Genomic DNA, 22,951 nt, shown 5'->3' on the forward strand with positions numbered 1-22,951 from the left:
GGAGCGCGAGAGTCGTGGGGGCGGGGAGATGTATATAAGAGACAGCGTGAGGATATCACCGGCGGCCATGGCCGGCGCCACGGGTGCCGCCGTCAGCAACGCCACCAGGCCGATGGCGGCCAGCGGGCGAAGCGCTGCACGGCGGCGGCCGCTTGCGCCCTTGCCCCGCCCCCGGGCGGTTTCGGCCACGGCCTGGCAGACGCCCAGGGCGCGATTGAACACGGTGCGGTAGATATGGTTCATGGGTTCCCTCCGGACTGGCGCCAACCGGTGCCTTGATGAATGGCACGCTGGCCAAAACCGCGATTGTGGCGGGGGCGTTCGGGCTTGTATGTCCCTCGGATTAGCGACAAGCTGGCACTTTTTCGGGGTGAGGCGGTCTCGGCCGCTTCGGCGGGGGCGCAGGATGGATGCAGGCATGGCAGGACGTGACGCGATGATCCGTGTGGCGATGGTCGAGGACGATCCGTCGTTCCGCGAGTCGGTGCGCGCGGCCGTGGCGCGGGCGGGCGACGTAACCCTGGTGGCCGAAGCGGCGACCCTGGGCGAGGGCCTGGCGCTGTTCGATGGCCCGGCGGCGGATGTGCTGCTGGTGGATCTGGGCCTGCCGGACGGTTCCGGCATCGAGGCGATCGCCGCCGCGCAGGTGCGCTGGCCGGGTTGCGCGGTGATGGTCGCCACGCTGTTCGGCGACCAGGAGCGGGTGTTCGCCGCGCTGGCGGCCGGTGCCTGCGGCTACCTGCTCAAGGATGCCCTGGCGGCGGGTATCGTCGAGGAGATCCGCACCCTGCATGCCGGCGGCAGCCCGATCAGCCCGATGATCGCCCGGCGCCTGCTGCAGCGTTTTCAAGAACCGGTCAGGCTCGCGCAGCCGCTGGCGCTATCGGCCCGCGAGCAGCAAGTGCTCGAACGGGTTGCCCGTGGTTATTCCTATCCTGAGATCGCCGGGTCGCTCGAGGTTTCACCCTGGACGGTACAGACCTATGTACGGCGGATCTACGAGAAACTCGGGGTGAGCTCCAAGGCTGCTGCCATCAGCTCTGCCTACCGTCTGGGCCTGTTGTCGTCGGGCGAGCAGTGAAAGGCGTTCTGCTGTTGGTGCTCGCGCTCCTGCTGCTGGCCGATTCGCTGCAGGCCAGCGGTCGGGCCGATCCGCTCCAGCTGGTTCAGGCACTGCGTCTGATCGAGAACGTGGCCGAGCCTGGATTTGCCGAGCCGGGCGAGCGTTTGCCCGGCTTGCCGTCCGGCGCTTGGCAGGCTGTGGCGCTACCGGATGTGAACATGTCTCGCAGTACACTGCCTGGCGATGATGCGGGCGTACAAACCACCTGGTACCGCCTGCAATTGCCCGCGTCCGTGCTGCGCTCCGCGGTGCATCCCTCTCTTTACCTGCCGCGCTGGCAGACGGTAGGTCAGGTAGCCATTTACCTGGATGGCGAGCTGCTTTGGCGTTCCACGGGCGACCCGGTGTGGAACGGCTTCAACCAGCCGGTTCTACTCGAACCGGGCTCGGGTGGCGGTGGGCCGCGAGAGCTGGTGATCCGCATGGATAGCCTGCAGGGGCTGGGTGGTGGGATCAGCACCTTGTGGCTGGGGGAAGAGGATCAACTGATCTGGCGCTACTGGACGCGCAGTGCTCTGCAGAGCGTTGTACCGCCCGCCATCGGCGTGGCTTTTCTGGCGCTTGGCCTGTTTACCCTGGCCATCTGGGTCAGGCGTCGGCACGAAGTGGCGTATCTGCTGTTTTTCTTCTGTTCGCTGTTCTACCTGTTGCGCAGCCTGCATTACATCGGGCCACTGGATACGCGTCTCATCTCCTCGTCGTGGTTCGGCTGGTTCACCGTCAACTCGATCATCTGGCTGGCGATAACCGGCCTGGTCTTCAATTTCCGCCTGAGTGGATACCGATATCGCTGGCTGGAGACAGGCATGCTGGTCAGCACCCTGTCCTGCGCTGTGCTGACCCTGCCTTGGCTGCAGTCGAGCAGCTATCTCGCCAGCATCGGCGTCGTGGCGCACTTGGCGATGCTGGTCTTCTTCATCCTGACGATACCGCTGCTGATGGGCGTGGTATGGCGCGATGGGGTCTGGACGGCACGGGCCATGGCGCTTTTGTATCTGCTGGCGATCCCCCTGGCCGCTCATGATCTGGCGCTGCAGAATTATTGGCTGAGCCTGGAGCAGCCTTACCTGCTGCCTTACTGGGAAATCAGTTTCTGCCTGCTGTTCGCCAGTGTCTTGCTGCAACGTTACCTGTACAGCATCGATGGCCTGGAGCGTAGCCAGGAAGTGCTGGCGCTCAGGCTGGCCGAGCGCGAAAGCGAACTGCGGCAAACCTACCAGCAACTGCGTGAGGCGGAACGACTGGAAACCCTGGCCGATGAGCGTCGGCGGCTGATGCGCGACATGCACGATGGCCTCGGTTCGACCCTGGTCGGCGCCTTGCGTATGGCCAGTGCCGGCCAGGGGACGTCGAACGATATCGAGCACCTGCTGCGCGACTGTATCGATGAACTGAAGCTGACCATCGATTCGCTGGATCCGGTGGAGGCCGACCTGACGTTATTGCTGGCGACCTTGCGCCATCGTTTGCAGCCTCGCCTGGAAGCCGCCGGTCTGGCAATGCACTGGCAGGTACAGGCTTTACCGAGACTACCCTGGCTGAGCCCGGGAAACTCACTGCATGTGTTACGCATCCTGCAGGAACTGGTGACCAATATCATCAAGCATTCCGTGGCACGTCGGATAACCGTCAGTACGCGCGAAGATAGTTCGGGCGTCCGGATTCTGGTGGAAGACGATGGCAAAGGTTTCGAGCCCGGGGGAGGAGGGCCGGCAGGTGGTCGTGGCCTGGCCAACATCCGCAGTCGCGCCCAGGCGTTGGGGGCGAAGGTGGAGTGGGTGGCGCAGCCAGCAGCGGGAACGCGCTTCAGCCTTTGGTTGCCCCTGAATCAAACCGTGACGGGGAATGCATCTGCTGAATCGCCTGGAACCACCTGATCCAGAGGAATCGGGTGCACAGGATGAGTGGCTGCCGAAAGGCGAGAGCAGACGTAGACGTAGGGTGGACAACGCTCTTTTTGTCCACCATTACGATGGTAAGTGGTGGACGGATAAAGCGTCGTCCACGAACTGCTTTAAGGTGGAAGCGACCGGTCGATGATCCGCGTTAAAAGAAGGATCAGGCCTTCGGCCCCGGATTACGCCTGCGGCTAATCCAGGCTACGTTCTGCCAATGGCGTAGAGGCTATCGAACGCCGCTCCAGCCGTTCAGGCCTGCTCGAAGATCACGTATACCTTGCGGCACGGCTCCAGCACTTCCCAGGTGCCGACGAAGCCGGCCGGGATCACGAAGCGGTCGCCGACACGCACCGTCTTGGCGTTGCCTTCCTGGTCGCGCAGCACGGAAACGCCCTGGAGGATCTCGCAGTATTCGTGTTCGCTGTAGTTCACCGTCCACTGGCCGACATCGCCTTCCCAGACGCCTGCGTTGAACTGGCCGCAAGGGCTGGCGTAGTGGTTGCGTACCTGCTGCAATGGGTCGCCCTTGAGGATCTTTTCGGGGGCGGGGCGGTACTCTTCGGCGCTGCCGCCGCCCTGGGCGAAATCGACAATCTGTTGGATATTCATATTCGCTTCCGTGGTCAATCCGAGAACGTGCAGCGATCATCCCATGCCTATCGACGGCTTGGGGCGATGCGGCGTAACAGGCTGTTGAAGAACGACCTAATTCAATTGCCTGATAACGATTCGTTCGAGTCTATGTTTTATAAATTGAACGCAGCAAGGGCATTTCCCGATCAAGTGTCAAGAATATTGAAAATCCTGCGGGCGCTGGTTTAGTGTGGTTCGCAGTTTCCAAGGCGCTCGGCGCCTTCACCGACTAAGAGGATGATCGAATGACCCGTTTGACTCGTGCCGACTGGGAACAGCGTGCCAAGGATCTGAAGATCGAGACCCGTGCCTTCGTGCAGGGCGAGTATCAGGCCGCCCAGAGTGGCGAAACCTTCGATTGCATCAGCCCGGTCGATGGCCGGGTACTGGGCCAGGTCGCCAGTTGCGATCTTGCGGACGCCGAGCTGGCGGTCAAGTCGGCCCGTGCAGCGTTCGACTCCGGCGTCTGGTCGCGCATCGCGCCGGCCAAGCGCAAGGAGAAGATGATCCGCTTCTCGGAACTGCTGCTGGCCAACGCCGAGGAGCTGGCGCTGCTGGAAACCCTCGACATGGGCAAGCCGATCGGCGATTCGCTGAGCATCGACATTCCGGCGGCCGCCCACGCTATCCGCTGGAGCGCCGAGGCCATCGACAAGGTCTACGACGAAGTCGCCCCGACGCCCCACGACCAGCTCGGCTTGGTTACCCGCGAGCCGGTCGGCGTGGTGGCCGCCATCGTGCCGTGGAATTTCCCGCTGCTGATGTCCAGTTGGAAGCTCGGCCCGGCGCTGGCCACCGGTAACTCGGTGATCCTCAAACCGTCCGAGAAATCCCCGCTGACCGCCATTCGCGTCGCTGCCCTGGCCGTGGAAGCCGGCATCCCGGCTGGCGTATTCAACGTACTGCCGGGCCATGGTCATACCGTGGGCAAGGCCCTGGCGTTGCACATGGACGTCGACACCCTGGTGTTCACCGGCTCCACCAAGATCGCCAAGCAACTGATGATCTACGCCGGCGAGTCGAACATGAAACGCGTGTGGCTGGAGGCCGGCGGCAAGAGCCCGAACATCGTCTTCGCCGATGCGCCGGATCTGCAGGCCGCTGCCGAATCCGCCGCCAGCGCCATCGCCTTCAACCAGGGCGAGGTATGCACCGCGGGCTCGCGCCTGCTGGTGGAAAACTCCATCAAGGAGCGTTTCGTACCGATGGTGGTCGAGGCCCTGAAAGGCTGGAAGGCCGGTAACCCGCTGGATCCGGACACCAATGTCGGCGCTCTGGTCGATACCCAGCAGATGAACAGCGTGCTCGGCTACATCGAGGCCGGCCACAATGACGGCGCCAAGCTGGTGATCGGTGGCAAGCGCACCCTGCAAGAGAGTGGCGGCACCTATGTCGAGCCGACCATCTTCGACGGCGTGACCAATGCCATGACCATCGCCCGTGAGGAAATCTTCGGGCCGGTGCTCTCGGTGATCGGTTTCGACAGCGCCGAGCAGGCTGTGCAGATCGCCAACGACACCGTTTACGGCCTGGCGGCAGCGGTGTGGACGGCGGATATCTCCAAGGCGCACCTGACCGCCCGCGCGCTGCGTGCCGGCAGCGTCTGGGTCAACCAGTACGACGGTGGCGACATGACCGCGCCGTTCGGTGGCTTCAAGCAATCGGGCAACGGCCGTGACAAGTCGCTGCACGCCTTCGACAAGTACACCGAACTGAAAGCGACCTGGATCAAACTCTAAACAGCAGCGGCAAGCTGCAAGCCTCAAGTAAAAGCGCAAGAGCTGACGCTTGACCGCAGCGATGAGGCTAGTGTCGCGTCACACATCAAATGTCGTATCCGAGCGATCGGGCTGAGTGTCGCTCAAAGGGGCGAAAGCAGCCGTAGGATGGGTGAAACCCATCATTGGCCGATGGGTTGCACCCATCCTACGACCTGTTCCTGCACGGATAAGGCTCGCCTGCAAGCGAGCTCGATCGACCCAGCGGCCGGGCTCCATGGAGCCCGGCCGCTGTGCTTTGCCTCTGGAGTCAGTGATGCGTTGGGGAACCTACTTCGCCGTGTGCGCGGCGGTGATCAGTATCGGCCTGGCGTTGGGCACGACCATGCCGCTGGTGTCCTTGCGCCTGGAGAGTTGGGGCTATGGCAACTTCGCCATCGGCGTGATGGCGGCCACGCCTGCGGTTGGCGTGCTGCTCGGCGCCTCGCTGGTCGGCTGGCCTCGCGTTGCCCCACGCCGCGGCTGATGCAGTTGTGCCTGCTGACCGGTGCGCTGTCGGTCACCGGCCTGGCATTGATGCAGAATTATGGCGTGTGGCTGTTGCTGCGCCTGCTGCTTGGCGTGACCCTGACCGTGGTGTTCATCCTCGGTGAAAGCTGGATCAACCAGTTGGCCGTGGAAAAGTGGCGTGGTCGCCTGGTGGCGCTGTATGGCACGGGTTATGCGTTGAGCCAGCTATGCGGGCCGTTGCTGCTGAGCGTGCTCGGTACCGATACGGACTTGGGCTTCTGGTTCGGCACCGTGCTGCTGATCGGCGGCTCGCTACTGTTGATCGGCCGCAGCGGTGCGCCGGTGGTCGACGCTCACAGTGCCTCCGGGCGCGGTTTGCTGGTGTTCTGTCAGCGCCTGCCGGCGATCGCCTGGGCGGTGATGCTGTTCGCTGCCTTCGAAGCGATGATGCTCACGCTGTTGCCGATTTACGGCCTGCGCCAGGGCTTCACCCAGGAAGTGGCATTGTTCATGGCCAGCGTGGTGGTGGTCGGTGATGCGGCGCTGCAACTGCCAATTGGCCTGCTCGCCGACCGAATCTCGAGGGTGGCGCTGTTCCGCGGTTGCGGCGTGGTCTTGCTGTTCTCCAGCCTGGGCATTCCAGCGCTGTTGCATACGCCACTGATCTGGCCGCTGCTGGTGCTGTTCGGCGCCAGCGCCGGCGGCCTGTTCACCCTGTCGCTGATCCTGATCGGCGAGCGCTTTCGTGATGATCAACTGGTACGCGCCAATGCCCACGTGGCCCAGCTATGGGGCATCGGCTGCCTGATCGGGCCGCTGTCGACGGGGGCGGTGAGCCAGTGGGTCAGCGGGCATGCCTTGCCGATCCTGATGGCGCTCGGTGCGGCAGGGTTCGTCTGGCTGGCCTGGCGGCGCGATGCGTTCGATGAGCGGGCGACGCTATAGCATCTTCTCCAGCCCGATCACCCGCGAGAACCAGGCGTTGAAGCGCCGCCAGCGGGTGCCCGGCTCCTCGTCCAGCACGAAGGCTTTACCGTCGTCCTCGCCGAGCCAGACCATGCGCGTACCGTTGCCATCCGGTTGCAGGCGCACTTCATAGCTGACGGCTGGTTCCATGCCCTGCAGAGCGAGCTCACGCAGGTAGTCGGCGAGCTTGGGGCTGTCCACCAGCACGCCCACCTCGGTGTTCCACAGCACCGAGCGGGGATCGATGTTGAAGGAGCCGACGAAGGATTTCTGCCGGTCGATGACCAGCGCCTTGCTGTGCAGGCTGGAGTTGGAGCTGCCGCTGAAGCTGTAGGTTGGGGCAGAGTCGGCACCCGGTTGGCTGCGCAGCTCGAACAGGCGCATGCCATGCTCCAGCATCTCTTGCCGATAAGGCGCGTAGCCGCCGTGCACGGCGGGCACGTCGGTGGCCTCCAGGGCGTTGGTCAGCAGACGGATATCCACGCCTTTGTCAGCCAGGCCGATCAGGTACTGCAACCCAGCCTGAGCCGGGACGAAGTAGGCCGAGACCATCACCAGGTCGTCCTCGGTGGCCTGCAGGTGCGGTGCCAGTTGCGTGGTCAGCAGCAGATGCGGGTCGGGCTCGCCGCTGGCCAGTACCTTGCTCGGCGCATCCCACAATGCGGTGCCGGGTGCCCAGATCAGTTCGCCGAGCCACTTCTGCAGTTTGGGCTCTTCCTGGTAGGCGAGCAGACGGTGATAGAGCTTCGGCTGCTCGACACGCGCGGTGTCCAGGTAGTCCTGTAGCCCCTTGCGCGCTTTGTTCAGCGCCTTCTCGTCAGGTCGCTGCCAGACGAACTGCTGAATGGGTTTGCTCAGCGCGCTGTTCCAGTACTGGTCGAAACTCTGCGACAGATCCCGCGCCACCGGGCCGATGGCGAGCATGTCGATGTCGGTGAAATTGAGGTTGGGCTCGGCGTCGAAGTACTCGTCGCCCAGATTGCGTCCGCCGACGATGGCCGCGGCGCTATCGGCCAGCCACAGCTTGTTGTGCATGCGCCGATGCTGCTGCGACAGGTTCAGCCCGCGGCCGAGCATACGTGTGACGCCGGTCATGCGGCCAAGGTGCAACGGGTTGAATACGCGGATCTGGATATTCGGGTGAGCCGCCAGCAAGGCGATCTGATAGTCCTTGCCGTCGCTGGCAGTGTCGTCGAGCAGAAAGCGCACTCGCACACCGCGATCCGCCGCTTGCAGCAGCTCCTTGACCAGCGCCCGAGTGCTCAACCCGTCATGAACGATGTAGTACTGCAAATCGAGGCTGTGCTGCGCTGCGCGGATCAGTTCGGCTCGGGCAGCAAAGGCTTCGTTGCTGGCAGGCAGCAGGCGAAACCCCGAGTGCCCCTGGTGTTCGGCAGCGCGTGCTTCAAGCGTTGCGCCGAACGAGGAGTCGGCTGCGGGAATGGCTTGGCTGGGGACGATGGGCACCTGATTGGTGCAGCCGCCGAGGCTCAGTAAAGCGATAAAGAGCACGCGCAATGGCACAGTCGCAGCCTCCATCGGCTGTCGGGGGGAGTGCTGATAGGACGCCGCTGCGCTTGAAAAGATTCAGCTAGGATTCTTCCAGCATGGCCGCAACGGTTTCGCCGACCGTGCGCACCGCGGCCTCGATGCTCGCGCTGTGCCGCGAGGCATAGTTCATGCGCAGGCAGTTGCGATATTTGCCGGCTGCGGAAAAGATGCTGCCCGGCGCGATCTGCACCTTGTGCACCGCCAGTTCGCGGTTCAGGCGCTGGCTGTCGAAGCCTTCCGGCATTTCCACCCAGATCATGAAGCTGCCCTGAGGCCGGCTGACCCGCACCGACGGGGGGAAGTAACGACTCACCCAGTCGCTCATCTGATCCAGCCCGCGCGCATATTGCGCGCGCATGCGCCGCAGGTGCGGCTCGTAATGACCGCCCTCGATGTATTCGGCCAGAGCCAGTTGCGGCAACTGCGCGGTGGTGCCAGTGCCCATGTATTTCATGTGCAGCACCTGATTCAGATAACGGCCAGGTGCGATCCAGCCGACACGCAACCCCGGCGCCAGCGTCTTGGAGAAGGAACTGCACAAGAGTACCCGACCGTCGTCATCGTAGGATTTGATGGTGCGCGGGCGCGGGTAGTGAAAGGCCAGCTCGCCATATACATCGTCTTCGATGATCGCCACATCGTGGCGTTGAGCGAGGGCCACCAGGGCGCGCTTGTTGGCCTCCGGCATGATGTAGCCCAGCGGGTTGTTGCAGTTCGGGGTGAGCTGAATGGCCTTGATCGGCCACTGCTCCAGGGCCAGTTCCAGGGCTTCCAGACTGATGCCGGTCAACGGGTCGGTCGGCAGTTCCAGCGCTTTCATGCCGAAGCCCTTGAGCGCCTGCATCACGCCATGGAAGCTCGGCGAATCGACGGCGACGATATCGCCGGGCATACAGATCGAACGGATGGCTGCCGATAGCGCTTCGTGGCAGCCGGTGGTGATGACGATATCTTCATGAGTCAGCTGGCAGCCCGAGTCCAGTGCCAGGCGGGCGATCTGTTCGCGCAGGCGCTGGTCGCCATGAATGCTGCCGTAGGTCAGGGTCTGCAGATCCTGCTTGCGGCTCAGGCGCGACAGCGAGCGCAACAGCGGCTTGAGCGTCGGGCTGTCGATATCCGGTCGGCCGCGGCCGAGCTGGACGAAATCGTTGCGTGGCGGCAGGGAAATCTGCTCCAGCACCTGATCCCATTGCGACACCTCTACTGGCCGCTGTGGTGCCCGGCTGATCTTCGGCAGCGCCGGTTTGTCGCGGCCTTGCGGTACGAAGTAGCCGGACTTCGGCTTCGGCAGGGCGAGTCCGCGGTCTTCCAGATGCCGATAGGCCTGCTGCACCGTACTCAGGCTGACCCCATGCTCCTGGCTCAGGGCGCGTACCGAGGGCAGACGGTCGCCTGGGCGATACAGCCCTTGTTCGATGCGTTCGCCGAGCAGCTCGGCCAGGTTGGTATAGAGGGTCATGCTCAGTACCTGTATTGAAAAAATAGAATCGGTAACCAGTACAGATGGCTTCACCACCGACCATTCAGTTGCGCTTTTCTGATATCTGTATGGATTTAATTCTTATTTTTTGGATCTGTCATGTCTTTTCGTCGTTTGCCATCATTATCCCCCATGAACGATAGACGCAGGAGAGCGAGATGAGTGGACTGAGCGATGTGCGATTGACCCTGAAGAGCAGCGAGCTGGATGGCTGTGCGCGTCAACGTGTGGCGGAGCTGGCGCCACCGCGTGAGGCACTGACCCATCGCTGGAAGTTGTTCATTCGCCGCCTGATGACCCGCGGTGCCTTGCGCGAGCTGAGCGATGCGCAACTGCGCGATATCGGCCTGACCCGTGAGCAGGTCAGGCAGGAAGCCTCGCTGCCGTTCTGGAAGCTGTGACTGGTGGCTCAGGTTGCATCTGTAGCCTGGATTAGCCGCAGACGTAATCCGGGGAGCGATCAGAAGTGCATCCCGCATTCCCTTGGCTGATCACCCGCAGGCGGCTCCTGCAAAGTGAGATCGCAGTCAATCTCGTAGGAGCCGGGGGCGCGCCTAGCCCTTGCCGGCGATGCTTTTGCTGGATGCTGTCAGGCCAGCTCTTTGAGGCGGTGCCAGAGCATGCCCAGGGCCAGCAGTGGTGAGCGCAGGTAGCGGCCGCCGGGGAAGGTCATGTGCGGCACCTTGGCGAACAGCTCGAAGCCGCCGCCAGCCTGCCCGGCGATGGCCTCGCCGAGCAGTTTGCCGGCCAGGTGCGTGGCGTTGACGCCATGGCCCGAGTAGGCCTGGGCATAGAATACGTTTGGCTGATCCTTCAACTGGCCAATCTGCGGCAGGCGGTTGGCACCGATACCGATCATGCCGCCCCATTGATAGTCGATGCGCACGTCGTCCAGCTGCGGAAAGACCGCCAGCATCTTTGGCCGCATATAGGCGGCGATATCGGACGGGTCGCGCCCCGAATAATGGCAGGCGCCGCCGAACAGCAAGCGACGGTCGGCCGAGAGACGGTAGTAGTCGAGCGCTACCCGCTGGTCACAGAGCGCCATGTTCTGCGGGATCAGGGTACTGGCTTGCTCTTCGCTCAACGGCTCGGTGGCGATGATATAGCTGCCGGCCGGCAATACCTGGCCGCCCAGCGTCGGGTTCAGATCATCTATATAGGCGTTGCAACCCAGCACCAGTTGCGCCGCGCGCACCACGCCCTGAGCCGTGTATACGCGGATTTCCTTGCCATAGTCGATGCGCGTGGCCGGTGAATGCTCGAACAGACGCACGCCCAGGCTCTGCGCCGCGGCAGCTTCGCCCAGGGCCAGGTTGAGTGGGTGCAGGTGGCCCGAACCCATGTCGATCAGGCCGCCGACATAGCGGCTCGAGCCGACCACCTCGTGCATCTGTTCCGGTTGCAGCAGGCGCAGTTCGTGACGATAGCCGAGGCTCTGCAGTTCGGCGGCGTCTTCGGCGAAGCCAGCCAGGTCGCGGGGCTTGTTGGCCAGGTCGCAGTAGCCCCAGGTGAGATCGCAGGCGATGTCGAACTGCTCGACCCGGCGGCGCACGATTTCCACCGCTTCCAGACCCATCAGCTTCAGCTCGCGCACGCCGCTGGCGCCGATCACCGACTCGAACCGCTCGACGCCGTGGCCGACGCCGCGAATCAGCTGTCCGCCGTTGCGCCCGCTGGCGCCCCAGCCGATCCGATGGGCTTCCAGCAACACCACCGAGAGGCCTTTCTGGGCGAGCTCGATGGCTGTGTTCAGGCCGGAGAAGCCACCGCCGACGATGCACACATCGACGCGCTGCTCACCGTGCAGAGCCGGGTAATCGAGCTGCAGATTGGCGCTCGCGGCGTAGTAGGACGGGGCATGCTCGGCGCTATGAACCGGCGGGTTGGCACGGGCGGTCATGTGCGAAATCCTGAGTTTTCTGTTTGTAAAAATTGACAAAGCATAAGCGTTGACTTTACTCGGCGCCAACCCGCGATGGCGTTTGGATAATGCTGCTGCCATATCCTTTGCGGCGGGCGGGCTCGCCTGTACCATGCGCGGCATCCGTTTCCGAGCCATGACCATGAGCTGCACCAGCCGCAAGATCGACCTTCTGCGCCGACAGATCCCGCGCTTCGACTGCGTGCCCGGCTGCCACGATTGTTGCGGCCCGGTGACCGCCTCGTCGGAAGAAATGTCGCGCCTGCCGCGCAAGACCGCCACCGAGCAGGACGCCGCCCTGGCCGACTACAACTGCGTGCACCTCGGCCCTCAGGGCTGCCAGGTGTATGACCAGCGCCCGCTGATCTGTCGCCTGTTCGGCACCACCGCCAGCCTGCCGTGCCCCCACGGTCGTGGGCCCGAGCAGCCAATCGAAGCGAGCGTGGAGCGCCAGGTGCATCAGCTCATCGCCAGTACGCGGCAGGTGCTGGTCTAGGGCCTGTCAGCGCTGCTGCGCAAGCGTCTTTATCAAGCTCGGTCAGGTCATTTACTCCGGCACCGGCAGCGCCAAACTTTCCTTCACCTCTTCCATCACGATATAGCTCTTCGACTCGCGCACATGGGGCAGCTTGAGGAGGATGTCGCCGAGCAGCTTGCGGTAGCTGGCCATCTCGTTGATGCGCGCCTTCACCAGGTAGTCGAAGTCGCCGGATACCAGATGGCACTCCAGTACGTGGGGCAATTTCAGTACGGCGCGGCGGAAGTCTTCGAAGGTGTCGCCGGATTTGTAGTCCAGGCTGATCTCCACGAACACCAGCAGGCTGGCCTTGAGGTTCTGCGGGTTGAGGCGGGCGTGGTAACCCATGATGATGCCTTCGCGCTCCAGGCGGCGGACGCGTTCGGTGCAGGGCGTGGTGGACAAACCGACCCGCTCGCCCAGTTCGGTGAAGGAGATGCGTCCGTCCTCCTGGAGGATGCGCAGGATGTTGCGATCGATCTTGTCCAGCTCGCGGCGGCTCTGGTGTTGCGTACGCATGATCGGCGCCCCTCCATGAAAGGCTGTTAAACCCAGAATTCTCTTCAAATATAGGCCTGTATACAGTGAAAAGCACTGCCATTCACTTTCTATACTGTACGCATCGACTTCTCAAATCGTAATACGCCAGTGCATCGTCGCGGCGAGGAGGAAATATGCGGGTTCTGGTGCTTGGTAGCGGTGTGATCGGTACGACCAGTGCGTACTACCTGGCCCGTCAGGGTTTCGAGGTGGTGGTGGTGGATCGCCAGAACGGCCCTGCCCTGGAAACCAGTTTCGCCAACGCCGGCCAGGTGTCGCCGGGTTATGCCTCGCCCTGGGCTGCGCCGGGCGTGCCGCTGAAAGCCATCAAGTGGTTGTTGCAGAAGCACGCACCGCTGGCCATCAAGGCCAGCGCCGATATCGACCAGTACCTGTGGATGGCGCAGATGCTGCGCAACTGCACCGCCAGCCGTTACGCGGTGAACAAGGAGCGCATGGTGCGGCTGTCCGAGTACAGCCGTGATTGCCTAGACGAGCTGCGTGCGGAAACCGGCCTCGCCTATGAAGGCCGTCAGCTTGGCACCACGCAACTTTTTCGTACTCAGGCGCAGTTGGACAACGCGGCCAAGGACATCGCTGTACTGAAAGAGTCCGGTGTGCCTTACGAGTTGCTCGACCGTGCTGGCATCGCCAAGGTCGAGCCGGCCCTGGCCAGCGTCACCGATAAGCTCGTAGGTGCCCTGCGCCTGCCTAACGACCAGACCGGCGATTGCCAGATGTTCACCCGCAAGCTGGCCGATATGGCGGCTGCGCTGGGCGTGCAGTTCCGTTTCGGTCAGAACATCCAGCGTCTGGATTTCGCCGGGGATCGCATCAATGGGGTGTGGATCGACGGCAAACTGGAAACCGCCGACCGTTACGTGCTGGCGCTGGGCAGCTACAGCCCGCAACTGCTCAAGCCGCTGGGTATACGCGCGCCGGTGTATCCGCTCAAGGGCTACTCGCTGACGGTGCCGATCACCAACCCGGACATGGCGCCGACGTCGACCATTCTCGACGAGACCTACAAGGTCGCCATCACCCGCTTCGACCAGCGCATTCGCGTTGGCGGCATGGCCGAGATCGCCGGCTTCGACCTGAGCCTCGACCCGCGTCGACGGGAAACCCTGGAGATGATCGTCGGTGATCTCTACCCCGAGGGCGGTGACCTGAGCCAGGCGGACTTCTGGACGGGGCTGCGTCCGGCGACGCCGGATGGCACGCCGATCGTGGGCGCAACGCCGTATCGAAACCTGTTTCTGAACACCGGACACGGTACCCTAGGCTGGACCATGGCCTGTGGCTCCGGGCGTTTCCTTGCTGACATCATCGCCAGGAAGCGTCCGCAGATCAGCAGCGAAGGCCTGGATATTTCCCGTTATGGCACAACCAAGGAGTCGAACACGCATGTCCATACAGCGCCTGCGAACTGAACCGCGTCTGAGCGAAATCGTCATTCACAACGGTACCGTCTACCTGGCCGGCCAACTGGATGAAGACCATAGCGAAGGCATCGAAGCCCAGACCAAAGCGACGCTGGACAGCATCGACGCCTTCCTGGCCGAAGCCGGTACCGACAAGTCGCGCATTCTGTCGATCACCATCTTTCTCAAGAACATCGATGATCGCGAAGGTCTGAACAAGGTCTGGGATTCCTGGGTGCCCGCCGGTAATTCACCAGCCCGCGCCTGCGTCGAGGCCAAGCTGTATTCGCCGGACGTACTCGTGGAGATGACCGTGATTGCTGCTTTACCCTAAGGGCCGGCTCACGATCTACCGAGTTGTTCCGACTGCAATAAGGCAAAAGCAGCCATTGAGCTGCAAGCCACAAGCTTCAAGCTACAAGATAGAAGCAAGAGCAATGGAGCGCTCCGAGCCGCTTTTAACTTGCCGCTTGTGGCTGCTATCGCCTTGTTGTGTGTCTTCTTCCGTCATTCGAGATAACCATGCGTCCCGCCCGTGCCTTGATCGATCTGCAAGCCCTTCGTCACAACTACCAATTGGCCCGTGAACTGTCCGGTGCGCGCGCGCTGGCGGTGATCAAGGCGGATGCCTATGGGCATGGCGCGGTGCGCTGCGCCCAGGCGCTGCAGGACGAAGCCGACGGCTTCGCCGTGGCCTGTATCGAAGAAGCGCTGCAACTGCGCGAGGCCGGTATTCGTGGGCCGATTCTGCTGCTCGAAGGGTTCTTCGAGGCCAGTGAGTTGGCGTTGATCGATCAGCACGACCTATGGTGCGTGGTACATGCCCAGTGGCAGCTCGAAGCCATCGAGCAGGCCGAATTGACGCAACCTCTGACTCTCTGGCTGAAACTCGACAGCGGCATGCACCGCGTCGGTTTTCATCCAGCCGATTATCAGGCTGCTTACAGGCGCCTGCTGGCCAGCGGCAAGGTGGCGAAGATCGTCTTGATGAGCCACTTCTCCCGCGCCGACGAGCTCGATAGTTCGCGTAGCGACGAGCAACTGGCGGTGTTCCAGCAGGCCCGTGAGGGGCTGGCTGCGGAGGTCAGCCTGCGCAACTCGCCAGCGCTGCTGGGTTGGCCGAGCATTCCCAGTGACTGGGTACGCCCCGGCATCATGCTCTACGGCGCCACGCCTTTCGAGCAGGCTCACGATGTGGCTTCCCGCCTGCAGCCGGTGATGACGCTGGAGTCCCGGGTGATCAGCGTGCGCGATCTGCTGGCAGGAGAACCCGTCGGTTACGGCGCGCGCTTCACCAGCGAACGCGCTACCCGGGTGGGGGTGGTCGCCATGGGCTATGCGGATGGCTATCCGCGTCATGCTCCGACCGGCACGCCGGTGCTGATCGACGGCTTGCCATCGCGAATCATCGGCCGTGTATCGATGGACATGCTCACCGTCGACCTCAGCGATCTGCCAGGCGCAGGCCTGGGCAGCCGTGTCGAATTCTGGGGCCGTGGCGTGCTGGCCAGTGACGTAGCCGTCGCGGCGGGTACCATTCCCTATCAGCTGTTCTGCAACGTACGACGCGTGCCGCTTATCTATAGCGATAGCTAAGCCAGGGTGTTTCGAGGTGTTCAGACTGTTGTAAATACTGAACACTGTTGCCATGATACGGCCAATTCCATGTCTTCCCTGGGGGCATCCTGCATTGGACGTCGGTCTACGCCTGCAATCCATCCGTAAGCTCAAAGGGCTTTCCCAGCGCGAACTCGCCAAGCGGGCGGGGGTTACCAACAGCACCATCTCGATGATCGAGAAGAACAGCGTAAGCCCCTCGATCAGTTCGCTGAAGAAGGTGCTGGCGGGCATTCCCATGTCCCTGGTGGAATTCTTTTCCCTGGAAGCCGAGCAGGACAATCAGGTGCAGGTGGTCTATCGCGCCAGCGAGCTGACCGACATCCATAGCGGTGCGATCACCATGAAACTGATCGGCAAGGCTCACCCGAGCCGGGCCATTTCCTTTCTCGACGAAACCTACCCGCCACACAGCGATACCGGCCTGGAGATGTACACCCACGAGGGCGAGGAGACCGGCATGCTGGTCGAAGGGCGTCTCGAACTTACGGTCGGTGACGAGGTGTTCATTCTCGAAAGCGGCGACAGCTACTACTTCGAGAGCAGCAAGCCCCATCGTTTTCGCAATCCCTTCGATCAACCGGCCCGGTTGATCAGCGCGACCACGCCGGCGAACTTCTAGAAAAACCGCGACCTGCCACGCCTGGCGCGTGGCAATCTGCGACACCGTTGATCTGCGTCACGAGATCGATAACCCTGCGACAAGTTGGGTCATGTCCGGCGTTTTGGCCAGTCGTTATACTTCGCGGGCTCGCGAAACCGTGGCCGCGAGCGTGACTAGCCACCCATGAGGGCATCTGTGTGAACCCAATTAGAAGCATGCTGGTAGTGCCGGCAATTGCCCTGGCGCTATGGGCCGTGAATGCCCAGGCTACCGCCGACGAGGCGATTGCCGAGCGGATCAAACCCGTCGGGCAAGTGTGTATTTCCGGGCAGGAATGCAAGGGTGTCGAGGCCGTTGCCGCGGTTACCGGCGGTGCCACGCGCAGCGCCGACGATATCGTCGCCAGGCACTGCACTGCCTGCCACACACCGGGGCTGCTTGGTGCACCGAAGATCGGCGACACCGCTGCCTGGAAAACTCGGGCAGACGAGCTGGGCGGTATGGACGGCATCCTCGCCAAGGCGATTTCCGGCATCAACGCCATGCCGCCGAAGGGCACGTGCGGCGACTGTTCGGATGACGAGCTGCGTGCCGCCATCGGGAAAATGTCCGGTCTGTAAGCGGCGAATTTCCCGCCTGACAGAGCCGCCTCAGGGCGGCTTTGTCGTTGCAGCGTGACGAGAATATGCAGCAAAAGGCGTGTTGGGCAGTCCAACGGACACTGCCGTGTCCATTTGCCTGGAGAGCTGCATGCCCCAACAGTGTTCCATCGAGCAAGCCGTTGACCACGTTCTGGACGAGATCGACGGGCCCATTCATCTGGGCCTGCCGCTGGGGCTGGGTAAACCCAATCGCTGGGTCAACGCCCTGTACGCGCGCCTGCGCGAAATGCCCGAACGTCAACTGACCATCTACACCGCCTTATGCCTGGGGCGGCCGCGCGCAGGGTCGGATTTGCAGCGGCGCTTTCTCGAGCCCTTCGTCGAGCGGGTGTATGGCGACTATCTGGAGCTGGACTTTCTCGCCGACCTGCAGGGCGACACACTGCCGGCCAACGTGCGGGTCGAGCAGTTCTTCCTGCAGCCCGGCAGCCTGCTCGACAGTGCCCCGGCGCAGCAGGACTACACCAGCAGCAACTATAGCCACGCCGCCCGTGACATCAATGCCAAGGGTATCAACGTGATCGCCCAACTGGTCGCCCAGGATGCCACTCGCCCCGGCCATTTCAGCCTTAGCTGCAACCCTGACATCACCCTGGATCTGCTGCCCCTGTTACAGGCGCGGCGTGAACGTGGCGAACCCATCCTCAGCCTGGTTCAGGTGCATGATCAGTTGCCCTATATGGCCGGCGACGCCGAACTGCCCCGTGAGACCTTCGATATCCAGGTGCAGGAGTCCGAGGCCGGCACGCTGTTCTCCACACCAAACATGCCGGTGACTGTGCAGGATCACTGCATCGGCCTGCATGCCAGCACGCTGGTGTGCGATGGCGGTACCCTGCAGATCGGCATTGGTGCCATGGGCGATGCGGTCAGCGCTGCCTTGCTGGTGCGTCACGCCGATAATGCCAGCTACCGTGCGGTGCTGGGCGACCTGCAGGAGGGGAATGCGCATCCGTTGATCGATATTCTTGGCGATCAGCGGCCATTCGAAGAAGGGCTTTACGGCTGCAGTGAGATGTTCGTCAACGGCCTGTTGGCGCTGGCTGAGGCGGGTGTGATACGTCGCGTCGTTTACCCCGATGTGCGGGTGCAGCGGCTGGCCAGCGCCGGTGCGCTGGATACCAATGGCCATCCGCGCAGCGTGCAGGCCTTGCTCGACGCCGGCTTGCCGGAGCGCCTGGACGAAGCGACGCTGAGCTGGCTGCAGGACGGCGGCCTGCTGGATGCCAACCTGAAACTGCAGGGTGAAAACCTGCTGCTGCCGACCGATCAGCAATGCTCCACCGAACTGTCCGACCCGCTCAGCCAGGCGGTGCTCAGGGATTACCTGACGCCAGCCAGGAACGGCGTACGGGTGCATGGCGGTTTCTTCCTGGGCCCGCAGTCTTTCTATCAGCGCCTGGCCGAGATGGATGTTAGACAGCGCAGCCGCTTCGGCATGACCGGCATCGGTTTCATCAATGAGCTGTATGGCCAGGAAGAACTCAAGCGCCTGCAGCGCGTCGATGCGCGGTTCATCAATAGTGTCTTCACCGTCACCGCGCTCGGCGCGGCGGTGGCCGATCAACTGGAAGATGGCCGTGTGCTCAGCGGTGTGGGCGGGCAGTACAACTTCGTCGCTCAGGGCCATGCACTGCCTGACGCGCGCTCGATCCTGCTGCTGCGCAGCTGGCGCGAATCCGCAGGCGAGGTGAGTTCCAATATCGTCTGGGAATACGGCCACGTGACCATCCCGCGCCATCTGCGTGACGTGGTGATCACCGAATACGGCATCGCCGACCTGCGTGGCAAGACCGATGCACAGGTGATCGAAGCCTTGCTCGGCGTCAGCGATTCGCGCTTCCAGGCGGAGCTGATGGCGCAGGCGATAGAGGCAGGCAAGTTGCCCAAGGATTTCCGCCTCGACCCACGTTTCACGAACAACACGCCCGAGCGACTGCAGGGGATTGCGGATCGGCATCGGGCGTCGTTCGTGGAGTATCCGCTGGGCAGCGATTTCAGCCCGGAGGAGCAGGAATTGCTGCGCGCGTTGACCTGGCTGAAGGGCAAGTTTCGCCTGAGCGAAGTGTTGGAGCTGGGCAAGGCGGCGCTCGATGCGCCGCCCGCCGAGGCCTTTCCCGAGCAACTGCAGCGCATGGGGCTGGAACAGCCCGACGGCTTGCGTGAGGAGCTATATCAGCGCCTGCTGCTGGCCGGGCTGAAGGCGACCGCTATTCGAGGAAGGTGACCTTGCCGCCCGCCAGGGACTGGATGCGCGCCAGAGATTCGATGCGATAACCCTGGGCATCCAGCTCGGCACGGCCGCTCTGGAAGGACTTTTCGATCACCACGCCGATACCGGCGATGCTGGCGCCAGCCTGGCCGATCAGGTCGATCAGTGCCTTGGCGGCGTGGCCGTTGGCGAGAAAGTCGTCGACCAGTAGCACGTGATCGCTGGCGCTCAGGTGCTTGGAGGAAATGGCCAGGGTGCTTTCGGTCTGCTTGGTGAACGAGAACACCTTGGAGATGTAGAGGTTGTCCGTGAGCGTCAGCGACTGGTATTTGCGGGCGAAGATCACCGGTACACCCAGCTCCAGGCCGGCCATCACCGCGGGGGCGATACCGGAGGCTTCGATGGTGACGATCTTGGTGATGCCCTGATCCTTGAAGCGCTCGGCGAACTCGTGGCCGATCTGCTGCATCAACTGTGGGTCGATCTGGTGATTGAGAAAGGCATCGACCTTGAGCACCTGCTCGGACAGGACGGTACCTTCACTGCATATCTTCTGTTTCAACGACTCCACGATCGATCCTCTGGGCTCAAGAGCAAAGCGGCGGATTTTCCCTCAAAATGCCGATCATTTGTAGCGAAACCGCACGCGGGGCAGGTGAGCGTCCGACGGCTGACGCGCTTGGGATGCCCGTGGGCCGATGACACAGCCGCTCTCGATCCCGATTAATCCAGAGGATCAGGCGCTCTTGGTCAGGCGCCGCAGGATGTCCTTGGGAATGCCGCGGGTATCCAGTGGCAGCTTGTCCGGGGCGGGCTCCAGGCCCAGTTCGAGTAGCCAGTTGAGGGCGTATTCGCGCAATTGCTTCTGCTCGTAGTCGTGCCATTGCTGGCGCAGCACAGGGAAGTAGTCGATCTCGTAGTCGAAGGCGCGTAGCGGCTTGCGCCCGGTCAGTGCCGCGCTGAGCAGCGGGTGGGCGTTGAGATCGTTGAGGGTGAACAGAAAGGATTCACGCATGGCCACGCGCTGGGCCACGTCGAGATTGGGCACGACGGCGTAGCGATCGGGCTGCAGTTGGATCTGCTGGCGTTCGTCGCTGCCCTGATCTTCCGGCGACAGGCTCCGCACCGTGCCGGCCTCCATGTCGAGCCAGTGCTCCAGGGTTTCGCGACCGTTGATCAACTGGGTCAGGGTATCGAGGTCGAGAGTGAGCGTGCGCATGGTTCCGGGCCTCTTTGCAAAAGTAGCTTCACGATAACTGGTCGGCTGCAGCGACCAGTCTTTCACTCTGACTACGAAATGTTACGCAGGTGCCAATCGACCTGTCGGGTGGCGCTCCGGAGTTCACCCCATCACATGGGGGGCGTCGCGATACCCAGGGCCTTCCTCCCGGATGTCGCTGCGTAGGTAGTAGGTGAGTCGCCGCTTCAGCGTTTGAGCATGGCGCGCATATTGGCCAGGGCGTCGTTGCCGCGGGCGGCTTTGACTTCCACGGGGGCTTCTTCCTGGCCTTCCCAGACCAGATCCTCAGGCGGCAATTCGTCGAGGAAGCGGCTCGGGGTGCATTCGATGATCTCGCCGTACTGCTTACGCTTGGCGGCGAAGGTCAGGGCCAGGTTGCGCTTGGCGCGGGTGATGCCCACGTAGGCCAGACGCCGCTCTTCCTCGATGGTGTCGGCCTCGATGCTGGAGCGGTGGGGGAGGATTTCCTCCTCGAAGCCGATGATGTAAACCGAGGGAAATTCCAGCCCCTTGGAGGCGTGCATGGTCATCATCTGTACGCCGTCGGCGCCTTCTTCCTCTTCCTGCTGGCGTTCGAGCATGTCGCGCAGTACCAGTTTGCCGATGGCGTCCTCGATGGTCATGTCGCCCTCTTCATCCTTGTCGAGGGTGTTCTTCAGGGCGTCGACCAGGAACCAGACGTTGCCCATGCGCGCGTCGGCGACCTTGTCGCTGGAGGCGTTCTGGCGCAGCCAGTTCTCGTAGTCGATGTCCATGACCATGCTGCGGATGGCGGCGATCGGCTCGTTGACCACGCACTGTTCGCGTACGCCGTCCATCCAGCGTTTGAAGCGCGCGAGACGTTCGGTGTAGCGGTTGTCCAGGTGCTCGCCGAGGCCGATTTCGTCGCTGGCGGCGTACATGCTGATCTTGCGTTCGTTGGCGTAGTTGCCGAGCTTTTCCAGGGTGGTCGAGCCGATTTCCCGGCGCGGTACGTTGATCACCCGCAGAAAGGCATTGTCGTCGTCCGGGTTGACCAGCAGGCGGAAGTAGCTCATCAGATCCTTCACTTCCTGACGGGCGAAGAAGCTGGTGCCGCCGGAGAGGCGATAGGGAATCTGATGGTGCTGCAGTTTCAGCTCCATCAGCTTGGCCTGGTAGTTGCCACGGTAGAGGATGGCGAACTCGCTGTACGGGCGCTGGGTACGCAGGTGCTCGGTGAGGATTTCCAGGGCCACGCGCTCGCACTCGGCGTCTTCGTTGCGGGTGTGGATCACGCGGATCTCGTCGCCCATGCCCATTTCGCTCCACAGCTGTTTCTCGAACACGTGAGGGTTGTTGGCGATCAGGATGTTGGCGCATTTGAGGATACGGCTGGTGGAGCGATAGTTCTGCTCGAGCATCACCACCTTGAGCGACGGATAGTCTTCCTTGAGCAGGTTGAGGTTCTCCGGCCGCGCGCCGCGCCAGGCGTAGATCGACTGGTCGTCGTCGCCGACCACGGTGAACTGGTTGCGCATGCCCACCAGCATCTTCACCAGCAGGTACTGGCTGGCGTTGGTGTCCTGGTATTCGTCCACCAGCAGGTAGCGGATGCGGTTCTGCCACTTTTCCAGAATGTCCTGATGCTCCTGGAACAGCTTCACCGGCAGCAGGATCAGGTCGTTGAAGTCCACCGCGTTGTACGCCTTGAGCGTGCGCTGGTAGTGCAGGTAGACGATGGCGGCCGTCTGCTCCTTCGGCCCGCGGGCGTTGGCCAGGGCTTCGTCGGGGAGAATCAGGTCGTTCTTCCAGCTGTCGATGGTGTTCTTGATCTCATCGGCACCATCGTCGCCCGCGTACTCCTTCTGCATGATGTCCGTCAGCAGCGCCTTGATGTCGCCGTCGTCGAAGATCGAGAAGCCGGGCTTGTAACCCAGGCGCGCATATTCCTTGCGGATGATGTTCATGCCCAGGTTGTGAAAGGTCGACACGGTCAGGCCGCGGGCCTCGGGGCCCTTGAGCAGGGTACCGACGCGCTCCTTCATTTCGCGCGCGGCCTTGTTGGTGAAGGTCATGGCGACGATGTGTTGGGCGCGCACGCCGCAGTTCTGTACCAGGTGGGCGATCTTGCGAGTGATCACGCTGGTCTTGCCGGAACCTGCGCCGGCGAGCACCAGAAGAGGGCCGCCGACGTAGTTCACGGCTTCCTGTTGCCGGGGGTTGAGTCGGGACATCGAGTCTATCGCGAAGGGAAATGGCCGCGCATTTTAGCTGAAAGTCGCAAGCCATTCGTTGCTTTGATAGAGGAACCGACGGCCGCCATCTGTAGCGGATAGATGATGACGGTTATGTGACCGTGTTGGCGACGAGT

General features: G+C 62.7%; 20 protein-coding genes and 1 pseudogene. 12 read left to right on the forward strand and 9 right to left on the reverse strand.

Translation table 11 applies throughout. The features are described from left to right. The coding region (locus DNK06_RS11255) for an ESPR domain-containing protein (RefSeq protein WP_131180121.1) at positions 1-243 on the reverse strand (243 nt) is incomplete at its 3' end. Positions 244-418: 175 nt separating this feature from the next. Here DNK06_RS11255 and DNK06_RS11260 point away from each other — a divergent pair. Both DNK06_RS11260 and DNK06_RS11265 read left to right on the forward strand, forming a co-directional pair. Continuing rightward, positions 419-1,081 (forward strand): response regulator transcription factor, encoded by a 663-nt coding sequence (locus tag DNK06_RS11260; RefSeq protein WP_131180122.1) that lies wholly within the window; start codon positions 419-421, stop codon positions 1,079-1,081. Continuing rightward, complete coding sequence (locus DNK06_RS11265) at positions 1,078-3,000, forward strand: sensor histidine kinase (protein ID WP_131180123.1); 1,923 nt, start codon at positions 1,078-1,080, stop codon at positions 2,998-3,000. Before DNK06_RS11260 ends, DNK06_RS11265 begins: the two co-directional genes overlap by 4 nt. Before the next feature lie 270 nt (positions 3,001-3,270). Here DNK06_RS11265 and DNK06_RS11270 read toward each other — a convergent pair whose 3' ends face one another. Further along, the gene (locus DNK06_RS11270; protein WP_131180124.1) at positions 3,271-3,630 is read right to left on the reverse strand and encodes a cupin domain-containing protein; all 360 of its coding nucleotides are present in this window, start codon (positions 3,628-3,630) and stop codon (positions 3,271-3,273) included. Positions 3,631-3,899: 269 nt separating this feature from the next. On the opposite strand from DNK06_RS11270, the gene DNK06_RS11275 reads away from it, so the two are divergent. Continuing rightward, a complete protein-coding gene (locus tag DNK06_RS11275) occupies positions 3,900-5,393 on the forward strand; it encodes an aldehyde dehydrogenase (RefSeq protein WP_131180125.1) in 1,494 nt (497 codons plus the stop codon). A gap of 295 nt (positions 5,394-5,688) precedes the next feature. Further along, positions 5,689-6,827, forward strand: a pseudogene (locus DNK06_RS11280) (MFS transporter). Here DNK06_RS11280 and DNK06_RS11285 read toward each other — a convergent pair. Together DNK06_RS11285 and DNK06_RS11290 are read right to left on the reverse strand one after the other, a co-directional pair. Then, complete coding sequence (locus tag DNK06_RS11285; protein ID WP_423228053.1) at positions 6,822-8,372, reverse strand: phospholipase D family protein; 1,551 nt, start codon at positions 8,370-8,372, stop codon at positions 6,822-6,824. The pseudogene DNK06_RS11280 and the gene DNK06_RS11285 sit on opposite strands and share 6 nt — an antisense overlap. 67 nt (positions 8,373-8,439) lie before the next feature. Further along, on the reverse strand, positions 8,440-9,858 hold the full coding sequence (locus DNK06_RS11290) for an aminotransferase-like domain-containing protein (protein ID WP_131180127.1): 1,419 nt from the start codon (positions 9,856-9,858) through the stop codon (positions 8,440-8,442). 179 nt (positions 9,859-10,037) lie between these two features. Between DNK06_RS11290 and DNK06_RS11295 the strand changes: the two genes are divergently transcribed. Then, positions 10,038-10,280: a DUF1127 domain-containing protein gene (locus tag DNK06_RS11295; RefSeq protein WP_131180128.1), complete on the forward strand. Its 243-nt coding sequence runs from the start codon at positions 10,038-10,040 to the stop codon at positions 10,278-10,280. Between the two features lie 188 nt (positions 10,281-10,468). Here the strand turns inward: DNK06_RS11295 and DNK06_RS11300 are convergent, their stop codons facing one another. Next, a complete protein-coding gene (locus DNK06_RS11300) occupies positions 10,469-11,782 on the reverse strand; it encodes an NAD(P)/FAD-dependent oxidoreductase (protein WP_131180129.1) in 1,314 nt (437 codons plus the stop codon). A gap of 163 nt (positions 11,783-11,945) precedes the next feature. On the opposite strand from DNK06_RS11300, the gene DNK06_RS11305 reads away from it, so the two are divergent. Then, positions 11,946-12,299: a YkgJ family cysteine cluster protein gene (locus DNK06_RS11305; protein WP_131180130.1), complete on the forward strand. Its 354-nt coding sequence runs from the start codon at positions 11,946-11,948 to the stop codon at positions 12,297-12,299. Between the two features lie 51 nt (positions 12,300-12,350). On the opposite strand, the gene dadR is transcribed toward DNK06_RS11305, so the two are convergent. Then, the gene (gene dadR / locus DNK06_RS11310; protein ID WP_013789818.1) at positions 12,351-12,839 is read right to left on the reverse strand and encodes a transcriptional regulator DadR; all 489 of its coding nucleotides are present in this window, start codon (positions 12,837-12,839) and stop codon (positions 12,351-12,353) included. Between the two features lie 155 nt (positions 12,840-12,994). On the opposite strand from dadR, the gene dadA reads away from it, so the two are divergent. The 6 genes from dadA to DNK06_RS11340 all read left to right on the forward strand — a co-directional run bounded on the left by dadA (position 12,995) and on the right by DNK06_RS11340 (position 19,394). After that, entirely contained in the window at positions 12,995-14,293 is a 1,299-nt protein-coding gene (gene dadA / locus DNK06_RS11315) for a D-amino acid dehydrogenase (RefSeq protein WP_131180131.1), read from the forward strand. Further along, positions 14,268-14,618, forward strand: a complete 351-nt coding sequence (locus tag DNK06_RS11320) for a RidA family protein (protein ID WP_131180132.1) — start codon at positions 14,268-14,270, stop codon at positions 14,616-14,618. The genes dadA and DNK06_RS11320 overlap by 26 nt, the downstream gene beginning before the upstream one ends. Before the next feature lie 188 nt (positions 14,619-14,806). Next, positions 14,807-15,880, forward strand: a complete 1,074-nt coding sequence (gene alr, locus DNK06_RS11325; RefSeq protein WP_131180133.1) for an alanine racemase — start codon at positions 14,807-14,809, stop codon at positions 15,878-15,880. A 94-nt stretch (positions 15,881-15,974) separates the two neighbouring features. Further along, on the forward strand, positions 15,975-16,523 hold the full coding sequence (locus tag DNK06_RS11330; protein ID WP_131180134.1) for a cupin domain-containing protein: 549 nt from the start codon (positions 15,975-15,977) through the stop codon (positions 16,521-16,523). Positions 16,524-16,702: 179 nt separating this feature from the next. Next, positions 16,703-17,125, forward strand: coding sequence for a c-type cytochrome (locus DNK06_RS11335; RefSeq protein WP_131180135.1), 423 nt, complete (start codon positions 16,703-16,705; stop codon positions 17,123-17,125). A gap of 130 nt (positions 17,126-17,255) precedes the next feature. Beyond that, positions 17,256-19,394: an acetyl-CoA hydrolase/transferase C-terminal domain-containing protein gene (locus tag DNK06_RS11340; protein WP_131180136.1), complete on the forward strand. Its 2,139-nt coding sequence runs from the start codon at positions 17,256-17,258 to the stop codon at positions 19,392-19,394. Here the strand turns inward: DNK06_RS11340 and DNK06_RS11345 are convergent. The 3 genes from DNK06_RS11345 to rep all read right to left on the reverse strand — a co-directional run bounded on the left by DNK06_RS11345 (position 19,378) and on the right by rep (position 22,814). Beyond that, positions 19,378-19,950 (reverse strand): xanthine phosphoribosyltransferase, encoded by a 573-nt coding sequence (locus DNK06_RS11345; protein WP_131180137.1) that lies wholly within the window; start codon positions 19,948-19,950, stop codon positions 19,378-19,380. The genes DNK06_RS11340 and DNK06_RS11345 overlap by 17 nt on opposite strands. A gap of 165 nt (positions 19,951-20,115) precedes the next feature. Continuing rightward, on the reverse strand, positions 20,116-20,598 hold the full coding sequence (locus DNK06_RS11350; protein WP_131180138.1) for a UPF0158 family protein: 483 nt from the start codon (positions 20,596-20,598) through the stop codon (positions 20,116-20,118). 206 nt (positions 20,599-20,804) lie between these two features. Beyond that, positions 20,805-22,814, reverse strand: a complete 2,010-nt coding sequence (gene rep / locus DNK06_RS11355; protein ID WP_131180139.1) for a DNA helicase Rep — start codon at positions 22,812-22,814, stop codon at positions 20,805-20,807. Between the last annotated feature and the right edge of the window lie 137 nt (positions 22,815-22,951).

Source organism: Phytopseudomonas daroniae, from assembly GCF_004327285.1.
Classification (GTDB): Bacteria; Pseudomonadota; Gammaproteobacteria; order Pseudomonadales; family Pseudomonadaceae; genus Aquipseudomonas; species Aquipseudomonas daroniae.

Bases quoted from the DNA above. Each gene is read 5' to 3' on its own strand.
- DNK06_RS11300 (WP_131180129.1), bottom strand. From the start codon at position 11,782: ATGACCGCCCGTGCCAACCCGCCGGTTCATAGCGCCGAGCATGCCCCG.
- DNK06_RS11340 (WP_131180136.1), top strand. From the start codon at position 17,256: ATGCCCCAACAGTGTTCCATCGAGCAAGCCGTTGACCACGTTCTGGAC.
- DNK06_RS11260 (WP_131180122.1), top strand. From the start codon at position 419: ATGGCAGGACGTGACGCGATGATCCGTGTGGCGATGGTCGAGGACGAT.
- DNK06_RS11350 (WP_131180138.1), bottom strand. From the start codon at position 20,598: ATGCGCACGCTCACTCTCGACCTCGATACCCTGACCCAGTTGATCAAC.
- DNK06_RS11270 (WP_131180124.1), bottom strand. From the start codon at position 3,630: ATGAATATCCAACAGATTGTCGATTTCGCCCAGGGCGGCGGCAGCGCC.
- DNK06_RS11320 (WP_131180132.1), top strand. From the start codon at position 14,268: ATGTCCATACAGCGCCTGCGAACTGAACCGCGTCTGAGCGAAATCGTC.
- DNK06_RS11305 (WP_131180130.1), top strand. From the start codon at position 11,946: ATGAGCTGCACCAGCCGCAAGATCGACCTTCTGCGCCGACAGATCCCG.
- DNK06_RS11290 (WP_131180127.1), bottom strand. From the start codon at position 9,858: ATGACCCTCTATACCAACCTGGCCGAGCTGCTCGGCGAACGCATCGAA.
- DNK06_RS11275 (WP_131180125.1), top strand. From the start codon at position 3,900: ATGACCCGTTTGACTCGTGCCGACTGGGAACAGCGTGCCAAGGATCTG.
- dadR (WP_013789818.1), bottom strand. From the start codon at position 12,839: ATGCGTACGCAACACCAGAGCCGCCGCGAGCTGGACAAGATCGATCGC.
- dadA (WP_131180131.1), top strand. From the start codon at position 12,995: ATGCGGGTTCTGGTGCTTGGTAGCGGTGTGATCGGTACGACCAGTGCG.
- DNK06_RS11295 (WP_131180128.1), top strand. From the start codon at position 10,038: ATGAGTGGACTGAGCGATGTGCGATTGACCCTGAAGAGCAGCGAGCTG.
- rep (WP_131180139.1), bottom strand. From the start codon at position 22,814: ATGTCCCGACTCAACCCCCGGCAACAGGAAGCCGTGAACTACGTCGGC.
- alr (WP_131180133.1), top strand. From the start codon at position 14,807: ATGCGTCCCGCCCGTGCCTTGATCGATCTGCAAGCCCTTCGTCACAAC.